This window comes from Fibrobacter sp. UWEL, assembly GCF_900142535.1.
Classification (GTDB): Bacteria; Fibrobacterota; Fibrobacteria; order Fibrobacterales; family Fibrobacteraceae; genus Fibrobacter.
On the sequence record NZ_FRBE01000020.1, the window covers coordinates 41,695 to 64,440 of the forward strand.

A 22,746-nucleotide genomic window follows, 5' to 3' on the forward strand; every position below is an offset into this window, starting at 1 on the left:
ATAAAAAATTAAGGGTTCCTAGAATTGCAACGAAAGGCGGTTCTTTCTATATTTGGGCTGGGCAGCGGATGGCCGCCGGCGAGAAGCAATTCAGACTGGAGGAAAGTCCGGGCACCACAGAGCAGGATACTGGATAACGTCCAGGCGCGGAAACGCGACAGAAAGTGCAACAGAAATTATACCGCCTGCGCAAGCAGGTAAGGGTGAAATGGCGAGGTAAGAGCTCACCGCATTCCTGGTGACAGGGGTGGCAATGTAAACCTTATCCGGTGCAAGACCAAGCAGGAGTTCGTCCGTAAGGACCTGATGCGGCTCGTGTCAGCTGAACATCCGGGTAGGTCGCTTGAGGCGGCTGGTAACAGTTCGTCCAGAGAGATGGTCATCACTCCGCAAGGGGTACAGAACCCGGCTTATAACTGCCCGTAGAATTTAAAGGCCTCCGACATTATTAGTCGGAGGCTTTTAAAATTACGTGCTCTGGATTCCTGCGGGGTTAGAAGTCCAGGTCTACGCCGATACCGAAGCCGCGGCTAGTGCGTTCGTAGGTGTTAAGACCGTATTCTTCCTTGTCGGTATCCTTGTTGTATCGGGTGTGGTAGTAGCCGAGGTCAAGTCTCACATGGTCGTTCACGCGGTAGGCAAGGCCAAGACCTAAGGTAGTGGTGTTCAGGAGCTGGCTCATGTCGCTGACGTAGTCGTCGGTACGGTCGCAGCGGTAGATAATAAGGCCAGTACTGATGGTCCAGCGTTTGAAGAAGTCAATTTCGACACCATACATGAATTCGTGGCTGTTTCCCAGGTAATCTTCTGTATCGCCGGTGAGGTCGATGTCTTCGTCAAACCACAGGTTGTAACCCAGGGAAATTCGTGCGTTGTCCAGGACGGAGTAGGTCAGGCCCACAGCCAACATGGCGGGAACGTCGGCGTGATCCTTCTTGCCGTCGTCAAAGTCGCTCAAGCCCACTTCGTTCACCTTGGTGTCGTTTTCCATTTCGATTTCAGTCTTCATTTCATACTTGACGCCAACGGTCAGGCGCTTGTACTTGAAGGATGCGCCAAAGATGGGAGCGAAGCCGAAGCCTTCCTGTTCAACGTCCAGTTTCTTGTCGCTGACTGCGTAGGCGTAACCTGCCATGGCTTCTGCCTTGGCGGCAAGTTCAGCGGCCTGACCTTCATAGCCAGCGGCCTTTGCCTGCTTTGCGGTGTTTTCTAGGTAAGAAGAAATCTGGTTGAACGTTTCTGCTGCTTCCACCATCTTTCCATCAAGACCGAACTGTTCCATGGTGGGGTTGATCTTCACGTTGGAGAGACTTGCTTCGTAATGGTTGTAGGAGTAAGTCAGGCGGCCACCGACGTAGACGCTGAACATGTCTGCGAACTGGTAGGCTGCACCCAGGGCAAAACCAATCTGGTAGGAGGATGCTTCCAAGGAGATGTCTGCCTCGTAAGACGTAGTGGGGAGGCCTGCCTGGGACAGCATCATGGGAAGTGCTGCCAACTGGGTGTCAAAGGAGGGGATTCCATCCTTGAAGTTCAGGGAGCCACCGCCGCCAATGACGCCGATGGTGGTGGAAATTGCCAGGTTGCCGTAGTGCCATGTGCCGTGTACACCGGGCATGGAGGGGGCAAAGGTGTCGCCCTTGTATTCCTTCTTGCCTCCTTCAAACAGGGGAGACTCGGTAGTAATGGTGCGGCCCTGCCAGAAAGTCTGGTTAGAAAGAGACAGGTGGAAGCCGTCCTTCATGAAGGCGGTACCTGCGGGGTTGTAGTAAGGGGCGTCGTTATCTGTGGTAGCGTTACGGGCTACGCTACGGAGAAATGCTGCGGAGTGGTTGTTATTGGTGGTAGCACCGCCTGCAAACAGGCTCGTTGCGGTTAGGCCGATTACGGCTGCTGATTTCACCCAATCGTTAAACATAAGTACTCCTTTTGTAAGCATTTTTTAACAAGATAAATCTTTATTCAAGGAAAAATCTTTCAAAATACTTACATTTTTATTACAACTTGGAAAAGGGGTAATTTTGACCTTCCTTTTTTTTGTATGCATGCTTGTTCATCCTGAATTTCTAAATTCGTTCTATGATCGCAAAAAAAGAATGGAAGAACATCATCCTCCGAATAGAAATCATCATTGGCGTTATTGCTATGCTGATGGGGCTTGGTGTGACTATTTGGGTCTGGAGCGAAGGTTATTTCGTTGGCACCTTGATGATGGTGGTTACGGGGCTCATTAGCGTTTTCCTGGGGATCAAGGAACTGGTGGCCCCTATGGACAATATGCTTCAATGGCTGCCTTTGTTCTACATTATTGTTAGGCGTACATTCTTCTTCCTGAACCTTGTGCTGTGTGCCTTGGTTCTAGGAACCGTAACTCAATTGCTTTAGAATGAAAGGGGCGAGCTAATGCTCGCCTTTCTTAATGGATTCCGTCTTCGTTGGCGGAGGGCTTTTCCTGATACCAGAGCTGGATTTTTTCCCGGGCATCTTCGTTGAAGGCGTCTCCATCCTTCAGGATATGGTCCGCAATTTCCAATGTCTGGGAAATCAGTTCCTGGTCGTGAATCCAGTCAAACCAGCGGAATACCCAACTTCCGCTTTGTTCGTTACCTTCCAGGTTGCCAGCCCCGCGGGCGGCAAGGTCCAGTTCTGCAATTTCAAATCCGTCTTCCGTGTGGCTGAACTGGGTCAGGCGTTCTATGGAATTCTCGGCGGCATCCCCCTCGGGCATCATCAGGAAGCACCAGGCCTGAACGTCTCCGCGGCCCACACGACCTCGAAGCTGATGGAGCTGGGCAAGCCCGAAACGGTCCGGGGAATCGATGGCCATCACGTTTGCCTGGGGAACATTGACGCCCACTTCGATGACGGTGGTGGCTACTAGAATATGGACTTGTCCTGCGGCGAAACGCTTTAAGGTTTCGTCACGGACGGCTTCATCCATCTGGCCGTGAATGCCTTCTACTACGAGAGTCGAATCAAATGCCCGAAGTTCTCGGACCACGTCATCGACGCTTCGTGCGGGGACCCCTTCAGAATCTTTATCCGTGCTGTTGACCTTGCTGACAATCCAGTAACAGAGGTTTCCATTCTTCGCTTCATTGGCGATGAACCGCTTCATGTCGTTACGCTTGTCTGCAGGAACCAGGCGTGTCTTGATGGGCTTTCGTCCTGCGGGTTTTTCCTTGATGGAAATGACCTTCAGGTCGCCATACATGGTCATTGCCAAACTTCTGGGAATGGGCGTTGCACTCATGACCAACATGTCGGGATATTCACCCTTTGCCAGCAACGCTTCGCGTTGGCCCACGCCAAAACGGTGCTGTTCGTCAATAATCACAAAACCCAGCTTTGCAAATTCCACATCCTTGGAGAACAGGGCGTGGGTGCCGATGACGGCCTGGCAAAGACCCATCTGGAGTTCTCCCAGAATAGCCTTACGTTCTGCAGCGGGTGTGGCGCCTACCAACAGTTCCACTCGCATACCTGCCGCTTCAAATACGGGCTTCATTTGTTTGTAGTGCTGCCTTGCCAGGATGTCTGTGGGGACCATCAGGGCGCTTTGTTCCCCAGATCCGCAGACGGCAAGCATTGATAGCATGGCCACCACGGTCTTGCCACAGCCTACATCACCTTGTAGCAATGCGTGGAACTGCTTCTTTCCGTTGAGACCGGATACGATTTCGTTCAGTGCTTTTTCCTGTCCGTCCGTGAGGCTGAAGGGCAGTTCCGATTTAGCCTTCATTACAAGACCTAGGTCCACCTGACGCTCGTGACCTCGCAACATCTGACTCTCGCGGCGCTTGACCATGCGGAGGCAGAAGGGGAGAAGTTCCAGAATCTTAAGCTGCTGTTTTGCCTTGCGGATTTCGTTGAAGTCTACTGGTAGATGCAGTGCCTTCAAGTTTGCAAGAACTGGATTGAAGTGGAGATAATCCGTCAGTGCCTTGGGGCAAAGTCCAGGAAGGGTCAAGGAAGGAAAGTTAAATACAACCTTATACCAGTTCCTCAAGGATTTCTGGGTAATACGACTCTTGACCATGGCTTCCGTCATGGGATACACCGGGAGAATTTGGCCGGAGAACTGTTCGTCTTCGTCAAATCGTTGCATGTCCGGATGGGTCATCTGGAAGCCGCGGTATTCACCGACTGTGCCAGTTACAAGCCAGTGGGAGCCGGGCTGGATTCGCTTGCTATGGTAGCTGTAGCCCTGGAAAAATGTCAGGTTGATTTCGCCTGTTCCATCGGCAAGGGTGGCGACAAACCTGCTAGACCTACCGCGGATAATTCCTGCTCGAATGATCTTTCCTATGAGGACCACGCGCTCCCCGGCATGAAGGTTTCCAATCTGGGAAACCTTAGTCTGGTCTAGATAAGTACGGGGAATATTATAGAGAAAATCCGAAAGGGAAACGATGCCCGCAGCCTTGAGGGCGTCCAAACTTTTTGGTCCCATTTTAGGGAGATTGGAAAGATCCATGAGGAAACCTTCTTCCAATTACTTGTCTAAGCTTTCGCCCTTTTCTGCGCGCTTCTTTGCTTTTTCGCGGGCAGTTTCTCCAATCAGGTTAATGCCCTTCCAAGTGAGGAGCGTAACGGGATTGCCGTTTTCGTCTCTAACTGAAATGTTCTTGGAGTCAATGGAAGCGATAAGGTCCTTGGTCTTGGAAACCATTTCGGCAAGACGATCCATGGTTTCCTTGCTCTTGAAAAGCTTGCTGAAAGTAGTATCCGATTCAATATCGATTACCAGCTGATTGATGTTTTGGGCGCCTTCGGAAATGGTCTTGATGGCTTCCTCTGCAACCTGAATCTTCGAGTTGACGGCCTTGGTAGCAACCTGCACGGCGGTATCCGCCTGGTTGGCAACTTCGATCAGCTCGCTGCTTGCGGTATTGACCTGTTTAAACAGATGGTTGATGGTGGGTTGCATGGTGGTAATCAGCTTGTCTGCACTTTCCAGGGTGCCATCCACGGTGGCCATTACGTTTTCAAAAGCGGCTTGGGCAGAAGGGTGGGTAGAGTCTCCGTCTACCACCAGGTGTACCATTTCGCGAACCGCAGAGAGCTGCTGATTTACGTCTTCGATGTAACGGAGAACTTCGGCGATGCCGGGTTCAAAAGTTCCGGTATAAATGTAATCATCGGGATAGCGTTTGCCTTCCTTGGAGGGAAAAATTTCCACGCGGCGCTGACCCATGATGGCGTAGTTCACGTTGACAATTCGAGTGCCTTCGCGAAGGATAATGGGCTCATCAAAATTGATCTGGATTCTGGCACGGTCACCCAGCCATTCCACTTTGCCTACGGTTCCTACGGTAAATCCGCGGACAACCACCAGATCTTCGGGCTGGAGAGATCCCAACTCGTCAAAATCCACTTGAATAGTGGTAGTGGATTTCTGGTGTGCTTCTAGCATTTCCAGCGCAACAAAGGCAAAAATGAAAATCAATGCCACGAGCGACAGATAGCCTAATGTCCTATCGGAAATTTTCATACCGAGCAATATAGAAAAGGTTTAAAAAAAGTTTTCTGGATAGGGGTGCTAGTAATCTAAACAGAGCCTATTATGCGCTCAATTTCCTGCTGGTCCGTTAAACCTTGGGCTATGGCCCTGTTTGCACTGTCCCTCAGGTTGCCGTCTACTAGTGTCCCGTCCCCACGGATGATTTCCGTCAGGGCTAAACGTCCCGAATATTTGCCGGAAATTTCAGTTGTTTTCCGTACGAGGCGCTGGGCCATGACTCCCAGTAGAGAATCCTGAATGTAGGAGGTTTCTACTCCCAGGTCCTGAAGTCTGGAAAAAGCAGCTTCGGCATTGTTTGTGTGGAGGGTGGACAACACAAGATGTCCTGTCTGGGCGGCTCGTATAGCAATCTGGGCGGTTTCTGCATCTCTGATTTCTCCTACAAGGATTACATCCGGGTCTTGCCTCAGGATGGAGCGTAAGGCTACAGGGAAGGTGAATCCGCATCTTTCATTCACTTGCACCTGGTTGGCTCCTTCCAGTACGTATTCCACCGGGTCTTCGATGGTGGTGACGTTGATTTGCTGGTGGATAATCTCTCGAAGGCCTGCGTGTAGGGTGGTGGTCTTCCCGCTGCCCGTAGGCCCTGTAATCAGGAATAAACCCTGAGGGCTGCGGAATACTTTCCGGAGAAAGTCCAGCTGGACCTGGCTTGAAATAAGATCTTCCAGCAGGAATTCTCTGGAGGCGTCTTGACGGGGCAGTAATCTCAGGACGCATTTCTCACCGCCTTGAGTCGGAAGGGTACTTAGTCTGATATTGATGGCCCCGCTGGAGCTGTTAAAGGTAAAGCTGCCATCGTGAGGAATACGCCTGTCGGTAATGTCGACTTCGGCAAGAATCTTCAAGCGGATCAGGATGGGCTCCGCAAGCCATAAAGGCAACGTCTTGAAATCCTTTAACATTCCATCCTGTCTCAGACGGATTCTGAGTGCGTTTTCCTGTGGCTCAATGTGGATGTCGGATGCACCTGCGTCCAGTGCGTTCTCCAGCAGGTTATCTACCAGGTTGATAATGGGAGCCGATTCCCAGGAAGAATCTTTTTTTCCTGGTTCCAATTGTCTGATGATTTCCTGGTCATTTTCCTTGTTTCGGGCTCGATTCAAACGGCTAATCTCTGCTTTACTTGCTTTAACGGGAATCACCCTCTGATTGTATTCGTGTCGGATTTTTTCCAGAAGAAATTCGTCAAATTCGTTTTCCAGAAAAACCTTGCAGAATCCATTTTCCTGCTGTATAAAAATGTTGTTGCATAATTTGTCCATAGTGCGCAAAGCTAGTAAGGAAGATTTTCCTTGCGTGTCAAAAGTTGTTTGCAAAATGCAACAGCCTACGCCTCGGCTATAACATGCAAAGACTTTTGCATGCTGCAGCGCTCGGCTTCGGGCTGTTTGCAAAATGCAACAGCCTACGCCTCGGAAACAAAAAAAACCGCAGGATTTCTCCTGCGGGCTTATCTCTCTCTAATGTACTAAAGCTTTAGGTTACTTGCTGCGCTTTACCTTGTTTGCCACTTTCTTGACACCCTTCTTAGCCTTGCTAAAGAGAGCATTGGGAAGCCAGAAGAAGGTGGGGATCAAGTACATGGTAAGGATTGCGGACACAATCAAACCACCCACAGAAGCAATACCCATAGGCTGAGTCATTGCGGCCACATCACCACCCATTGCAAATGCCAGCGGGAGCTGAGCCACAACGGAAGCAAGTGTTGCAAGAACGATTGCCTGGAACTTGGACTTTGCTGCCGTCATCACTGCGGAACGTCGTCCCATAGCGCCACTTCGGAGTAGACGGTTTGCTTCGTCAAGCAATAGAATAGCGTTGTTCACCACCACACCGATAAGCATCACGATAGCCATCAATGCGATCATGGACAGAGCCTTGCCTGTGAAGATGAGGCCCAGGAACACGCCGATTGCACCCATAGGAATGGTGGTCATGATGATGAAGGGCTGAGCGAAGCTTTCCAGTAGGGCGACCAGCAAGATGTAGGTCATGAGGATAGCCATGATGATTGCTGCAATGAATTCTTCCACCATGTCATTCTGCATGTCTGCGTTACCGCCGAAGCCTGTGGTAACTCCTTCAGGAAGCTGGTCCTTCATTTCGGCAGCGAGAGCGCCGACCTTACCCATGATTTCACCAGTAGTATGACCCGGGAGCAAGTTCATAGAAACGTCAATTCGAGTGCGCTTACGCTTACGTTCGATCTTGGTAGGACCTGCACCATCTTCGATGAAGAAGAGTTCCTTTGCGGAAACGTAACCCTTAGGAGTGAGCATGGGGAGGTCTTCGATGTCGGCGTGGGATGCTCGGTCCTTTTCCTGCATACGGAAGTAGACGTCGTATTCTTCACCGTTTTCGGTATAGGTGCCTGCTTCGTAACCGCTTACTGCGATGTAGTTGTAGGTTGCCATCTGCTGGACGGTTGTACCGTAGTCTGCCATGGCCTGGCGATTCGGAATCATGCGGATTTCGGGTTTACCGGCTTCGTAGCTGGACTTGATTTCCACAACGCCTTCGATCTTGTCTGCAACTGCAGCCTTCAGAAGGTCGGCGGCCTTAATCACGGAGTCTGCGTAAAGACCGCTAACTTCAAGCACCACGTCACCTGCGGAGTTGTTGCTCATTTCAGATGCGGAGGTGCTCTTGACGGAAATGTAGGCGTCAGGAATGTCTGCCAGGTAGGGGCGGATGGAGTCCACGATTTCATCGGTACTACGGGTACGGCCTTCCCAGCGCTTGATCATCTTGTAACGCATCTTGGCCTGGTTTACGGAGGTAAAGCCGCTTTCGCCACCCACCGTCACACTGTACTGGCTGATTTCGGGAATGCCCTTCAGACGCTGTTCGATAATCTTGGTCACACTGTCGGTGGTTTCGATATTGGTACCCACAGGCATTTCGAGGGTCACTGCCATCATACCCTGGTCCTGACGGGGAGAAAGTTCCACGGTCATATGGTTTTTAACCATATAGCCCACGAACATCACCATGGCCACAAGGGCGCCCACCTGGAAAATCACACCGAAGATAGACAGGGCAAAACTAAGGGTCTTGAGATAGACAAAGCGGACTCCGTTCATGAATGCCGGGAAGATTCCCATAATGGCTCCGAAGATTCTGCCGATAATGCCGGGCTTCTCTTCGATGATGTTGCCGTTCTCGTCACGCTTCTTGCCCTTGAACAGGTAGGCTGCCATAAGCGGGGTAAGAGTGAAGGTAATGAGTAGGGACACAACCGTTGCGAACACCATGGTCATACCGTAGGTCTTGAAGAAGATGCCCACGATGGACTTCATGAAGGCGATAGGCACGAACACGCAGACGTTGGTGAGGGTAGATGCCATGATGGCCACCATAATTTCGGATGTTCCCTTATAGGCGGCTTCCTTGGGATCAAGGCCTTCTTGCAACTTTGCGTTAATATTTTCAAGCACCACAATGGAGTTGGTCACCAACAGACCCACGGCAGAAGAAAGTGCCATCAAGCTCATCATGTTGATACCGAAGCCGGCGAAATACATGAGAGTGAAGGAACCCACCACGGAAATCGGCATGGTCAATGCTGCGATAAGCATGGTAGAAATCTTACCGAGGAACAGGAGCAAAAGAATAGAAGTCAATAGAATTGCAACGATAATGTTCTGAATCACGTTATCGATAGATTCGCTCACTGCTTCAGACTTGTCGTAGACCAGATGGAGTTCGAAACCAGGAGGCAGAGTCTTGTTGACTTCATTCAGACGCTTGATCACGCCCTGAGCCACTTCCACCACGTTTGCGTCGGAACGCTTCTTAATATCCAGAGAAACAGAGTTGATGCCGTTGAAACGAGAAGCTGAAGTAATGGTCTTGACGGTGTCCTTGACCTTGGCCACTTCGCCCAGCTTGATAATGCCGGTAGCAGTGGGGAGGTCCAGGTTACGGATTTCATCAAGGCTACGGAACTTACCTGCAGTACGTACAGAAGTATTCTTGTGCTTGCCAATCACTTCGCCCACAGGGTTGTTCAGGTTGGCTGCACCATACATACCCATCATGGTGGCAATGTCTACGCCACGATTCTTGAGCATGTCCTTGTCCAGTTCCACAGAAATCTGGCGGGTCGTACCACCGAAGATATCAACGCTAGCCACGCCGGGAACAGAAGTGAAGAGGGGCTGAATGTCGTCTTCCACCTTCTGACGAAGTTCGGTAGAGTTTGCCGGACCGGTGAAGGAAATGGACATAATTGCAGAAGCGTTAATGTCCACCTTGGAAATGATCGGAGCTTCTGCTGCGTCGGGGAAGTCGGCTGCGGCCTGTTCCACCTTGGCGCGGACGTCGTTTGCGGCAACGTCAACATTGATGCCCATGTTGAACATGGCCACGATAATGCCGTAGTTTTCCATACAGATGGACTGCACGTAGTCGATTCCGTCCACCAGTTCCACCTGTTCTTCCGCAGGTTTAATAATTGTAGATTCGATTTCTTCCGGGTTTGCACCAGGGTAGACAACCACTGCAGTTACAACGGGAATATCGAATTTCGGCATCAGGTCCACCACCATCATACGGTAGGTGTAGATACCGAACACCACCACGGTCAAGATGACCATGAGCATGGTGATTGGTTTGTAAATACTTGCCTTAATCATTCAGAAATTCTCCCGGGATTATTCTACGATGAGAACCTTGTCGCCGTCGTTCATCTTGGACTGGCCCTCGACCATCACGACGTCGCCATCGCTGAGTCCGTCCACAATCTGGACATCGCCGTTAGCCTGGACGCCTACCTGCACGATCTTACGCTTGGCCTTACCTTCGCCATCAACAGTCCATACGGTGTTGAGGCCGTTGCGGTAAACGATTGCTTCGGCAGGGACGACCACGCCGTTCACCTGCTGCATATCCATGTCTGCGGTAACGTACATACCGGGGAGAAGCTTCTTACCCTTGTTGTTGAAAGTGACTTCCACCGGGAAGAAACGGGTCTGGGGATTTGCTGCCAGAGGAATGGTGGTAACCTTACCCTTCAGCTTTTCGCCGTTGACAACGATTGTTGCCTGAGCTCCCTTCTTGAAAAGACCGATGTCCTGGCTGGTGATGTTCAGCTTCAGAATGACCTGATCCAGTTTTGCGATGGTGCAGAACGGACCCTGGCCCGGAACCTGACCCACTTGGAACTTCAATTCGGTAACGACACCGGAAGAAGGTGCCAAAATCTTGTTTGCACGTTCCAGAGTTTCCAGGTTCATCTTGGCAATCTTCAGCTGCAGTTCCTGGGAGTCCATATCCTGCTGGCTGATACCACCCTTCTGGTAAACTTCGCGCATACGTTCAGTTGCCTTTTCCAGAAGTGCAATCTGTTCCTTGGTCTGTTCCAGCTGGGTATTGTCTGCGGAACGTACATATTCTGCAAGAACTTGGTCCTTCTTGACGTTGCTACCAACCTTTACGTTGATAGCTGCAAGAGGATCATTCATCTTGGAAATGGCATAAGTCTGCTGCATGCCTTCGATGGTTCCGCTAAACTTGCGGACATCGGTAAGCTTGGCCTGAGCTGCCTTTACGACGCGAGCGGGCTTGCCGTTCTGCTTCTGGATTTCTTCGATGGTGGTTACGCTCTTTTCTTCCTGAGCTTTTTCGTCCTTCTTAAGGTCGCAACCAGCGAGAAGGAGTGCTGCTGTTGCAATGGTAAGGAGTTTTGTTACGTTCTTATTCATTTTCTTCCTCTTTCTCTTAATATTCACCGGTGGCCTGGAGCAGTGCGTTGTATGCAGTATTCCATTCCTTAATTGCTTGTGTGTAGGCCAGCTTTGCCTGACGGAGGCTGTTGTTTGCGGTCAGGTAGTTGATCTGGGTTTCGCGCCCTACCTTGTATGCAGCTTCGGTCAGATCGTAGTTCTTCTGGGAAAGTTCCAGGGAACGCTTCTTCATTTCAATCTGCTGGGTTGCGTTTTCCAGGGCGCTTACGCAGGATTCGATCTGCAGGCGGAATCCGCGTTCTGCGGTTTCACGCTTCAGCTGGATAGTGCGGAGGTCAGACTTGGCCTGTGCTACGCCAGACTTGGTCTTGTTTCCGTTGAAGAGGTTCATGGTGACGCTGAGGGCGATGTACTTATTGATGTTTTCGTCCCAGTCCGGTGCATCCCAGTCTAAAAATTCGTTCTTGTTGTTAGAGTACTTGAGACCTGCGACCAGAGCCACAGTGGGCTTGTAGTCGCCTTCTTCGATTTCTACCAATTTGGAATTGATTTCTTCGGCAGCCTTCAACTGGGCAATTTCCTTACGGCGCTTCAGGACGTTTGCCATGGCGGTATCCGGCATGGTTGCGTTTTCCGGATTGCGGAAATCACCAATAAACTTGACTTCTGCGTCAAAAGGCAGGCCCATGGTATTCAGAATGGCGTTACGTGCAAGAACCTGCTTCTTTTTCAGGTCTTCCAGGGTGGACTTCAGGTTATCCAGTTCCAGCTGGGCGCGGACCACATCCAGTTCCTTGCCCAACCCGCTTTGGAAGGATTGGGTAGCAAGATCAACTGCTGTCTGGAGAAGAGCGATGCTTTCTTCGGTAATGACAACGGAACTGTCGAGGATGATTACGTTGTCAAAAGCTTCTTCCACATCGTAACGAACCTTGTTCTTGGTGTTTTCCAAGGCAATTTCGCTGGTGAGCTTGGCGGTCTTTGCAATTTCGATACCTGTACCCACCTTACCACCGGCATAGAGAACCTGTGTTGCGGTAAGGCCGATGCTAGACTGCCAGCGATAACCCTGAGACTTCATACCGTAAATCAAACCATCCAGGGCGGGACCAATCACCTGCTGGTCGTAGGCGTTTGCCATGGGGTGACCGTCTGCGTCCTGGCCCATAGCCATTTGCTGGGCTGCTTTGGTCAAGTCGGAGGACTTTTTCACGTCCTTGAGTCCGAAAATACGGGTGACAGTTGCACTCAAGTCGATGCTGGGGTATGCATTGCCGTAACCTTCGTCCACCTGGGCGTTGGTCTTGGTTAAGGCTTCCTCTGCGGATTTGACGTCGGAAGAATTTTCGAGAGCCACCTTAATGGCCTCTTCACGGGTGTATGTCTGACCCGCAAACGTCTGGGTGGCCATTCCGAGGGCCAATGTTGCGGCCAATGCGGCCGAAAGGGCTTTTTGCCTGAACATAATACTCCTAATTAATTTTACGGCCCAAATTTAGAAAAAATGGCATATTCCTAAAAGGGTTTTTGATGGGTTATTGGACGAACCCTCATTTTTGTTGGATGAAATGAAAAAAAGACGCCCCATGGGGCGTCCTCAAAAATTTAAACAGACCTGGAATGGCCGTTTTTTTTCAAAAAATGAAGAATTTGATTACATCAGACCGGGGATTTTCATGCCGCCAGTGATGTCGGAAATGCTGGACTGGGTTGCTTCGTCCTTCTTCTTCACCGCGGAGTTGATGGCGGCCATAATCAGGTCTTCCAGAGCTTCCACGTCGTCCTTGTCCACTGCGTCCGGGTTAATCTTGATCATGGTGACCACGCCCTTACCGTTCATGGCGACCTTGACCATGCCACCACCGGCCTCGGCTTCGAAACTCTGGGCCTTCAGGTCGCTCTGGGCCTTCATCATCTTGCTCTGCATCTTCTGAAGGTCCTTCAACATTTTGCTCATATCCATAGTATTATCCTCTGTTTTTAAACGTAATTTAGAAAAATCTAGTCGTTAATTTCCGTGTCGGGGTCTGATTCCTGAATCTGCTCCACTTTCTTCTTGGGCTTGATGGAGAAAATCAACTCGCTGTCGAATGTCTGCATGAATTTCTGGAAGCCAGGTTCTTTTTGCAGGTCCAGTTCCAGCGGGGAAAGTGTCGCCTGGTATTTTTGCTGTCTTTCTTCCTCGTTGTAGGAACGGGTCTTGATGGAGATTGCCACCGGAGTCTGGAGTTTTTCCTCGAGAATCTGCTTAACGCGGTCCAGATAGTCGGGGTTTTCCGTCATCTGCTTGTAGTTCCAGGATTCCTGAACGTTGTCGCCAATGTAGGTGATGGCGATGGGGAAGGGCGTTTCCTGGAGGTTTCCTGCTTCCAGAACGGTGTCGTTCAATGCGGCGGAGAACATAAAGTCGTCGTCTGCGATGCGGGTGCGAATAGCACCCCAGGCGGAAACGATGTCGTATCTGGAATAGGTGGCTCCATTTCCAGAAAATACGTTCTGGAGGGCGTCAAAGGGACTTTCTTCCTGAGGTCTTGCGGTTGCGGGACCCTCGGAAGAGTCCAGCATTTGGCTAACTTCCGCTACTTTTTTTTTTAACGCCTCGTCAGAGGTGCTACCAGTTGCTTTAGAGGGGTCGTTGATGGCCGCCAAAGCTCTACGAAGGTCAGCCAGATGATCCAGCCAGGCCATTCGGGCGAAAGTGGTTTCTACCAGAAGTCTAGGGTTGGTGCTGTAGCGCAAGGAACCCTGCAGGTCCGTGAGCATCTTGGAAATTCGCAGGATGTCGCCGTTCTTCAGGCTGGGGGTTGCACTCTTGTACTTGGTGTAGAGTTCGTCCGTCAGGTTCAAAGCATCCGGGGTGAACGCTTCCAGACGGGTATAAAGCAGATTGCGCAGGAACTTGCCGAAACCATCCAGCAGGGGCATGAATTCAATGCCGCGCTTGCAGGCTTCGTCCACCATCTTGAAGCAGGACTTCAAATCGTGGCTTTCGATGGCGTTGATCAGGGTAAAGAACAGTTCAACAGGAGGAATTCCCAATACGTTGCGTACGGAATCCGGATCCATGTTGTTGCCGGTAAATGCGTAAGCCTGGTCGAAGAAGGTAAGGCCGTCGCGCATGGAACCGTCTGCCTTTTCGGCGAAGATATCCAGGGTTTCGTCGGTGGCGTTGATGCCTTCCTGTTCGCAAATGTAGCGAAGGCGGCTGCGGACCTGTTCTACGGACAGACGCTTGAAGTCAAACCTCTGCACGCGGCTAAGGATGGTGGGGAGCACCTTGTTGACTTCGGTAGTAGCAAAGATGAAGATTACATGTTCAGGGGGTTCTTCCAGAGTCTTCAGCAATGCGTTGAAGGCTGCGGTAGAGAGCATGTGGACTTCGTCGATGATGAAAATCTTGTACTTGCCAAGAACGGGAGGGTACTGAACCTTTTCGATCACTTCGCGGATGTTGTCCACGCCAGTATTGGAGGCTGCGTCTATTTCGAAAACGTCCATGGAGCTTCCGGAAAGGATGCTCTTGCAGCTTTCGCATTCGCCACAGGGATGCAGCGGGTCGCCGCCGGTACAGTTCAGGGTTCTTGCAAGGATACGGGCACTGGTAGTCTTACCCACGCCGCGGGTTCCCGTGAAGAGGAATGCGTGGTGGAGACGGCCTCCTTCAATTGCATTCTGGAGGGTTTTTGCGATGTGTTCCTGTCCGACCATGTCGGAGAAAGACTGAGGACGCCACTTTCGGGCCATTGCTACGTATGCCATGACCTCAAGTATAGCAAAAAAGAAAAATAAATGAGGGGCAGACTACTTGTACATGTCCTCAATCTGGAGGGCGTACTTCTCTTCCGTTGCCTTTCGACGGATTTTCAGGGTTGGGGTGAGCAAACCGGATTCTACGGTCAGTTCGTCCGTGAGGAGGGTCCACTTGCGGATCTGTTCCCAGTGGTTCAGCTTCTTGTTGATGCGGTTGATCTGGCGCGATATGGCGGTCTGGAGTCGGACGGATTCGGTTGCTTTCTCCATGTCGAAGTCGGCGGAATGTTCGTTCAGCAGTCGCTTGCAGTTGACGGGATTGAGGAAAATGAGGGCGGAGGCGAACTTGCGGTCGTTGGCGATGACTAGGGCCTGTTCGATCACGGGATGCCTGCTCAGTTCCAATTCGATGGGGGCGGGGCTGACGTACTTGCCGGTGCTGGTCTTCAGAAGTTCCTTGATTCGCCCCGTCAGGTAGAGGAATCCGTTGGAGTCGATGGAACCCTGGTCTCCTGTGTGGAAGAAACCGTCCTCGGTGAATATTTCCTTGTTGAGGTCGGGCCTGTTGTGGTATCCGCTGAAGACGCTGTCGCCTTTGACCAGAACTTCGCTGTTCTCTCCGATTTTAACATCCAGGAAGGGTAGGGGAATGCCCACGCTGCCGGGTTTTACCCAATTGGACTTGTTGGCGCTGACTACGGGGGCGCATTCTGTAAGGCCGTATCCTTCGCAGATGGTGATTCCCACGTTTAACAGGAACTTGCAGATAGACTTGTTCAGGGCGCCGCCGCCGGAAACGATAATGCGAAGTCTTCCGCCGATGGCGTCTCTCATCTTGCTGTATACAAGCTTGTCGAAAAGTTTCTTCTTTAAGCCGGGCTTTTTATCGGGGTCGGCGTTTTTTGCTAGACGGATGGCTTGATTGACGATGAACCGCTTGAACCCGCTGTAGCTTGCTCCTGCGGCGGTCATACTTTCGTACACGCGTTCCAGAATGCGGGGTACCACTGTCATGAATGTGGGACGTACTTCTTTGATTAGAGCGGCCGCGTTTTTGGGGTTGTCTGCAAAATACACGGTGGTTCCGCTGACAATATAGAAGTAGACCGCCATTCTCTCGAAAACGTGTGCTACAGGAAGGACCACGAGGCAAATATCCGTCTTCTTGTAAAGTCGGATGTAGTCCTTTCGTAAAATGCGGACTTGGCACAGAACGTTTCTGTGGGTCAGTTCAGCGCCCTTGGGACGTCCCGTGGAACCGCTGGTGTAAATGATGGAAAAGATGTCGTCGGGACGGATGTTCAGAAGCTGGTCTTCCAGCCATTTAGAAGATTCCGGAAGCTTGGCCTGCTCGATGCCGTCCTTCAGCAGTTTGTCCAGATAGATGCCGTTAGGAGCAAGCTTGGATTTGGGATCGATACTGATGACCGCCTTAAATCTGCCGAGACATTCCTGGATGCCTGGGTCCAACTCTTCCAGGTCGTTAACCACCAGAATCTGGATGTCTGAATCGTCACACTGGAAGTTGAAATTTTCCGTGGAAATGTTAGGGAAAAGAGGAACTGTGATGGCGTGGTTCAGCTGGGCGGCTACGTCTACCATCATCCATTCGGGACTGCTATTGGCGACGATGCCGACGCTCTGTTTTGGACGAATTCCGATATCACGGAACGCAAGAGCCAGCTGCAAAGTCTTTAATCTTAGGTCTTGTCTGGTAAAGTGAACCCATTTTTCCCCTTTTCGGTGGTACCAACCGCCGAAATCCTCTCTTTCGCAGTTTGCGAAAAACATCTGGGCGAGGGAGAAATACTGTAGCGGTTCCATTTTGAGTCCTGATTTCGAGAAAAATCTCAAGGAGAGTGGGGTATCATTAAGATACCATTATCCAGGGGAAAATGGCCGATTTTTTTGAATAAATCGGGGAAAAAAGCCTGTTTTTGGATATTCTGCGGGTTTTCTAATCAGGTATTTTAATAAAATGAGAACAATAAAATCTTCAAAATCTTTGATTTTATGAAAAATTCTTTAAAATTTCTATTGCTTTTTAGAAAAAGTTGAATTATATTTGAGAACATAAATAAGAACAAACAATGGGATGTGTGTATGAACTTCAAAACTCTTTCTCTCTCTGCTGCAGTGCTGGGCCTTGCCACTTCCGCGTCTGCATTGACCATTAACAAGGCTGAAGGATGGCTGGAATCCGCCTATGCGGAATGGGCTATGGTTTCCGGTGCTAGCAGCTACAATGTTTACGTGGATGGTGTCAAGATTGACAATCCCCTGATTCGTAGCTATGGTTCCTATATGCGCGCTGATGCAGTCGGCCTGAAGGCCGGCTCCCACACCATCAAGGTGGAAGCAAGCAATGGCGAAACCGCCTCCAAGACCGTTACCGTCAAGGCTCATGATCGATCTGGTTTTGCCTTCAGCAATAACCGTGTTCCTGGTGCCTACAATACCGATGGTACTCTCAAGAGTGGTGCCGTGGTGGTGTACGTGACTGAAAAGACCAAGAATTCCGTTACTGCAGACGTGACCGTGGATTCCAAGGGAACCAAGAAGTCCTGCCTGAGCTTCCAGGGCATTTTGAACTGCATGAAGAAGGGCTATGAAACTCGCCCCTTCGATTTCCGCTTTATTGGCAACGTGACGGACTCCGACTCTCTGGTTGCAGGTGACATGGTCATTGACCATAACAAGACTGAAAAGTCTTACGTGACCGTTGAAGGTATCGGTTCTGACGCCACTGCAAATGGCTGGGGTATTCGTCTGAAGGGTGCTCAGAACGTTGAAGTTCGCAACATGGGCATCATGAACGTGAATAGCTCCGAAGGTGATAACATAGGTCTTCAGCAGGACAACCAGTATGTCTGGATTCACAACAACGATATGTTCTATGGCGATGCGGGTTCCGACGCTGACCAGGTGAAGGGCGATGGCGCTCTGGACTGCAAGAAGTCCACTTACGTGACGTTCAGCTACAACCACTTCTGGGATAATGGCAAGTCCAACCTGCTGGGCCTTTCCGAAGGTACTACTGAGGGCTACTACATTACCTATCATCACAACTGGTACGACCATTCCGATAGCCGTCATCCCCGCGTCCGCTACTATAGCGCTCACGTTTACAACAACTACTATGATGGCAACGCCAAGTACGGTGCAGGTTCTACTCTGGGATCCTCCGTGTTCATGGAAAGCAACTACTTCCGTAATTGCAAGTTCCCTATGCTCACATCTATGCAGGGTTCTGACCTTTATGCCGGTACCACCACCAGCACTACCGATAACGCTACTTTTAGCAAGGAAGCCGGCGGAACTATCAAGGCTTACAACAACAAGATTGCCGAAGGCGGCACCTTCATTGCCTACGGTGCTACCACTTACCGCCTGAAGGGTAAGGATGGTGAATCCGTTGGTTCCATCGATACTAAGACCGACTTTGACGCTTACGTGGTAAGTTCCCGTAACGAACAGGTTCCTGCAACTGTGGTTTCCAAGTCCGGCGGTAACAAGTACAATAACTTCGACGTGAATTCCTCCATCATGTATTCCTATGCTGCTGACGAACCGGATGTTGCAAAGACTAACGTGACGACTTATGCAGGCCGCGTTAACGGTGGCGACTTCAAGTGGGAATTTACCAGCGCCGACGATGAACTTTACGCTGTAAATCAGCCGTTGAAGAATGCTCTGGTGGCCTATAAGGGCGATTTGAAGTCTATCCAGGGTGAAGGCGCTCTGGTGGTGATTGAAACACCGGTGGTTTCTTCTAGCTCTGTTGTTCCTGCAAGTTCTTCCTCCAGTGTAAAGCCTGCGGAATCCTCCTCCAGCGTGAAGCCCGCAGAATCCTCCTCCAGTGTTGTTCCTGCATCCTCTAGCTCCGTGATCGATCAGCCCGTGGTTTCTGGCGATGCTAGCCTGACAAAGCATGGTTCCGGCAGTGCAACTCAGACGGTGGCTGCAGGAGTTGCAATTGCTGAATTCTACTACACTGTGGCTGGCGCAACCGGCGCAACCGTGACGGGACTTCCGGAAGGTTTGACCGGTACCATGAAGGGTTCTGACTTCTATATCTCTGGCACTGTTTCTGCAACCGCTGCTTCTGGCGCCTACAACTTTACGGTAACGACTACGGGTGCGTCCTCCAACGTTTCCAAGACCGGGACCATTACTGTTACCGGCGGTGCTGAACAGCCGGAAAGTTCCTCTAGCGAACCTCCTGTAAGTTCCTCCAGCGAAGAAAATCCCGGTGAAGGTTCTGAAGATGATGGGAAGGATGCCTTGGCTGAAGTTGCTGTGACGGGTTCTGCATTCCACTTCGATGTGGCTTCCGCTCAGCTGGTGATTTCCGCAAATAGCGTTCGCCGCCTGGATGTAGTCCGTATGGATGGCCGAAAGGCTGTGGCTTCCATGGCCGGCTTTACCGCGGGAAATGTGGTGGATCTTTCCGCCCTTCGTCCGGGTGTGTATCTGGTCCGCGCCATTGCCGATGGCAAGTCTTTCCAGCAGAAGATTCTCAAGAAGTAAAGAGCTTGGGATGTGTGTAGATGGCCCCTAGGGATGTGGGGCTCCTCAAGATGGCTCCGGGTTTCCCGGAGCCATTTTCCGTATGTTCATTTCAATACTTAACTATGTAAAAATTCGTTATCAAAATTCGCTTTTTTGACGAAATTTACCGTCTTTCTAAATAATTACATCCAACTTTATAATGGGATACTATCTTTACCCTCGGTATTTTGGGTAGTGGAAATTGGGATTGGGTAAAACTCCAATTTAATGAGGATGTCAATGAAGAAAGTCGTCGCCGCCGCTCTTCTCGCCGCTGCAACATCTGCAATGGCAGTAAGCGCAAGCCGTGTAGGCCCTGTCAGCACCTATGGTGAACTGAAGGCCGCAAAAATCAGTAACAAGGGCCAGCTGGTGGGTTCCTGCCCGTCTTATGCAACCACTCCCGTGCAGGTGAAGGGTATGAGCCTTTTCTGGAGCTCCGCTGCAGATAGCTCCACCGTGTTCTACTCCGAAAAGGCTGTGAACCGCATGGTCAGCGAAATGAACATCGAAGTGATTCGTTTCGCCATGGGTGTTACCAAGGAAAAGTTCGATGATAAGGGCCGTGGCTACCTGAGTAGCGAAACTGGTAAGACTCTCCAGTTGGGTTACCTGAAGAATGTGGTGAACGCTGCTGTCGAAAACGACATTTACGTCATCATTGACTGGCACATTGAAAGTGCTACCGGTAACACTGCCGAAGCAAAGGAATTCTTCGAATACGCTGCTAAGGAATATGGTGCTTACAACAACGTGATTTTCGAAGTATGGAATGAACCTAACGGCGCTTCCATGTCCACTGTGGCATCTCATGCAAACGCTATCATCCCGGTTATCCGTAAGTATTCCGATAACCTGGTGCTGGTGGGTAGCCCTGGTTGGTCTAGTGCTCCCGATGAATGCGCTACTTCCGGCATTAACGATGACAATTACGCTTGTACTCTCCACTTCTACGCTGCAACTCACTGTGTAGGCGGTGGCTACGATGGTAAGGCTGAAACGGCAATGAGCAAGGGTGTGCCCGTGTTCGCTTCTGAATGGGGTACCGTTTCTGCCGATGGTAACGGTGGCGCCAACCAGTCTGCAAGCCAGGCTTGGATCAACTGGATGAACACCAACAAGGTGTCTTGGGCCAACTGGTCTGCTTCTGCCATTAACGAAGGTTCCGCTGCATTTACAAACTTGGCTATCGACCAGGGCCTGACTTACTCTACTTCCGGTAACATGGTTAAGGGCTGGATGAATGGCAAGACAGGCTATAAGGATTGCGGTCTTACCAATGGTAATGCTTCCAGCAATTCCGGCTTCTCTACTGGTGTTGCAAACGGAACTTCTACCGACATCATCGATGACTTGGAAGATGGCGACCGTTATTCCTATACTGGTGGCTGGTGGTCTGCATTTGCTGATTCCGACGACGATGAAGATGGTAAGGGAAACACCTCCATTTCCAACAAGAAGTGGACTGACGGCAAGGGCAAGGAAGTTTACGATGTCCTGATGGCTGCTCCGGGTGGCGACAAGAATACTTCCAAGTACGTTGCTGGTATTACCGATATCAAGCTTTCTCAGGGCGGCTATAAGTACGCTCCCTATGTAACTATCGGTCTGAACCTGAACGCCGATCCTAAGAAGTCTTATGATTTGAGCGCATGTAAGGCAATTAGCTACAAGTTCAAGGGTGCTAGCCACAACTTCCGTGTTGAAACTTCTAAGGTGACCAACTGGAACTTCCACTATGTGACGAAGGATGGCTCTGATGACTGGAAGGAAGTTGAACTTTCCTGGGATCAGTTCATTCAGGAAGACTGGGGTGATAACGATAAGCACTTCAGCCTGGACAAGGGCATGGGTGCCGTGACTGCCTTCGGTTGGCAGGTGAAGGGTGCTCTGGATGTTCCGGATAGCAAGCAGAAGACCACTCATCCTTACCTCTACGTGGACGATGTTCGTTGCGACGGCGTTGCAATTAAGGCTATTGCCAATGCAGGTGATGCTCCTGTTACTGGTGACAAGTCTAGCTCCTCTACTGCTGTGATTGGCGGCAAGTCCAGTTCCTCTACCGCTGTGATTGGCGGCAAGTCTAGTTCTTCTACTGCAGTCATCGGTGGCAAGTCCAGCTCTTCTACCGCTGTGGTTCCGGTTTCTTCTTCCTCTGTGAACAAGACTCCCAATACTGTTCTCGTGATTCTTGACGACCTCGAAGATGGTAACGAAGTGGCTAACTCTACCGGTACCTGGTATGCCTATACCGATAAGGAACCGGGTGGCTTGTCCTCCATTACTAACGTTTACGATGCAAACCTGCCGGGCTACGTTGTTGTGTTCCCGGGTACTAAGGATCCTACCAATGGTACTGCAGGCTTCGTTGGTCTCACCGGCATCAAGTGGGAACAGGGTGAATATACTGAAGCCCCCTTCGTTGCTCTCGGTCTGAACCTGGTTGCAGATACTTCTAAGGGCTTTGACCTGCACATTTGCGAAGCAATCGGTTACCGCTATAAGGGCGTTCATCATAAGTTCAAGGTTCAGGATGGCCAGGTGAATGACTATGCCTATCATGAATACAAGCTCAATGATGCTACCGAATGGACTTCTGTTGTGATTACCTGGGACAAGCTGACTCAGCCGACCTGGACTGATAGCCTTAAGACCTTGAATACTTCCAATATCAAGAAGATGTCCTGGGAAGCAATTGGTTACAAGGGCTTCGGTGATGAAGACCAGCCGGAAATTCGCGAACTCTACGTGGATGACCTGACCTGCATGGTCTACGATCCGAACAACACTTCTATCAAGCCGGTTCGCGTCGCCCAGTCTGGCATCAAGCTGGCTGCAGTTGGTGCAAACCTGAACATCTCCGTTGCTCGCAGCGGTATGGTGAAGGTTTCCGTATTTGACATGATGGGTAACATGGTGATGTCTTCTCGCAAAAACATGACCGCTGGCAACCATCAGGTTTCTCTTGAAAGCCTTACTCGCGGTAACTACGTGGTTCGCGTCCAGAACGGAAGCGACATGAAGGCTGCTCGCATCGCTATCAAGTAATTCTCATTAAAATTTGGATGTGGAACACTCCGTGGGCTTGGCCTACGGGGTGTTTTTTTTGCGTAAAGAAAAACCCCGAGGTAAAGAATGATGTGAACCCCGAAAGTTGGACACAACCTTCGGGGTTTTCATGTATAAGAAACACACAGAAAAAGAATGGATTCGGGCTTTTGATCTCTACCA

Annotated in this window: 13 protein-coding genes and 1 other RNA gene; 4 read left to right on the forward strand and 10 right to left on the reverse strand. The window is 50.6% G+C overall.

All coding sequences use genetic code 11. The features are described from left to right. The first annotated feature begins 56 nt into the window (after nucleotides 1-56). Nucleotides 57-429: RNase P RNA component class A (gene rnpB, locus BUB59_RS11965), an RNA gene on the forward strand. A gap of 64 nt (nucleotides 430-493) precedes the next feature. On the opposite strand, the gene BUB59_RS11970 is transcribed toward rnpB, so the two are convergent. Continuing rightward, complete coding sequence (locus tag BUB59_RS11970) at nucleotides 494-1,918, reverse strand: hypothetical protein (protein ID WP_073230257.1); 1,425 nt, start codon at nucleotides 1,916-1,918, stop codon at nucleotides 494-496. Nucleotides 1,919-2,079: 161 nt separating this feature from the next. On the opposite strand from BUB59_RS11970, the gene BUB59_RS11975 reads away from it, so the two are divergent. Further along, nucleotides 2,080-2,385: a hypothetical protein gene (locus BUB59_RS11975; RefSeq protein ID WP_073230259.1), complete on the forward strand. Its 306-nt coding sequence runs from the start codon at nucleotides 2,080-2,082 to the stop codon at nucleotides 2,383-2,385. A gap of 31 nt (nucleotides 2,386-2,416) precedes the next feature. On the opposite strand, the gene BUB59_RS11980 is transcribed toward BUB59_RS11975, so the two are convergent. The 9 genes from BUB59_RS11980 to BUB59_RS12020 form a co-directional block, all read right to left on the reverse strand. Continuing rightward, entirely contained in the window at nucleotides 2,417-4,453 is a 2,037-nt protein-coding gene (locus tag BUB59_RS11980; protein ID WP_234980043.1) for an ATP-dependent DNA helicase RecG, read from the reverse strand. A gap of 42 nt (nucleotides 4,454-4,495) precedes the next feature. Next, complete coding sequence (locus BUB59_RS11985; protein WP_073230261.1) at nucleotides 4,496-5,494, reverse strand: MlaD family protein; 999 nt, start codon at nucleotides 5,492-5,494, stop codon at nucleotides 4,496-4,498. 56 nt (nucleotides 5,495-5,550) lie between these two features. Further along, nucleotides 5,551-6,789, reverse strand: coding sequence for a GspE/PulE family protein (locus BUB59_RS11990; protein WP_073230263.1), 1,239 nt, complete (start codon nucleotides 6,787-6,789; stop codon nucleotides 5,551-5,553). A gap of 219 nt (nucleotides 6,790-7,008) precedes the next feature. Further along, nucleotides 7,009-10,164 (reverse strand): efflux RND transporter permease subunit, encoded by a 3,156-nt coding sequence (locus tag BUB59_RS11995; RefSeq protein WP_073230265.1) that lies wholly within the window; start codon nucleotides 10,162-10,164, stop codon nucleotides 7,009-7,011. Nucleotides 10,165-10,182: 18 nt separating this feature from the next. Continuing rightward, nucleotides 10,183-11,232 (reverse strand): efflux RND transporter periplasmic adaptor subunit, encoded by a 1,050-nt coding sequence (locus BUB59_RS12000; RefSeq protein WP_073230266.1) that lies wholly within the window; start codon nucleotides 11,230-11,232, stop codon nucleotides 10,183-10,185. Between the two features lie 16 nt (nucleotides 11,233-11,248). Continuing rightward, nucleotides 11,249-12,679, reverse strand: a complete 1,431-nt coding sequence (locus BUB59_RS12005) for a TolC family protein (RefSeq protein ID WP_073230267.1) — start codon at nucleotides 12,677-12,679, stop codon at nucleotides 11,249-11,251. A 189-nt stretch (nucleotides 12,680-12,868) separates the two neighbouring features. Next, nucleotides 12,869-13,177: a YbaB/EbfC family nucleoid-associated protein gene (locus BUB59_RS12010; RefSeq protein ID WP_073230268.1), complete on the reverse strand. Its 309-nt coding sequence runs from the start codon at nucleotides 13,175-13,177 to the stop codon at nucleotides 12,869-12,871. A 38-nt stretch (nucleotides 13,178-13,215) separates the two neighbouring features. After that, entirely contained in the window at nucleotides 13,216-14,973 is a 1,758-nt protein-coding gene (gene dnaX, locus BUB59_RS12015; RefSeq protein ID WP_073230269.1) for a DNA polymerase III subunit gamma/tau, read from the reverse strand. Nucleotides 14,974-15,015: 42 nt separating this feature from the next. Continuing rightward, a complete protein-coding gene (locus BUB59_RS12020) occupies nucleotides 15,016-16,788 on the reverse strand; it encodes an AMP-dependent synthetase/ligase (RefSeq protein ID WP_073230270.1) in 1,773 nt (590 codons plus the stop codon). A gap of 279 nt (nucleotides 16,789-17,067) precedes the next feature. Between BUB59_RS12020 and BUB59_RS12025 the strand changes: the two genes are divergently transcribed. Both BUB59_RS12025 and BUB59_RS12030 read left to right on the forward strand, forming a co-directional pair. Continuing rightward, nucleotides 17,068-19,494 (forward strand): pectate lyase family protein, encoded by a 2,427-nt coding sequence (locus tag BUB59_RS12025; RefSeq protein ID WP_073230271.1) that lies wholly within the window; start codon nucleotides 17,068-17,070, stop codon nucleotides 19,492-19,494. A gap of 261 nt (nucleotides 19,495-19,755) precedes the next feature. Continuing rightward, complete coding sequence (locus tag BUB59_RS12030; protein WP_083540312.1) at nucleotides 19,756-22,563, forward strand: cellulase family glycosylhydrolase; 2,808 nt, start codon at nucleotides 19,756-19,758, stop codon at nucleotides 22,561-22,563. Nucleotides 22,564-22,746 lie beyond the last annotated feature (183 nt).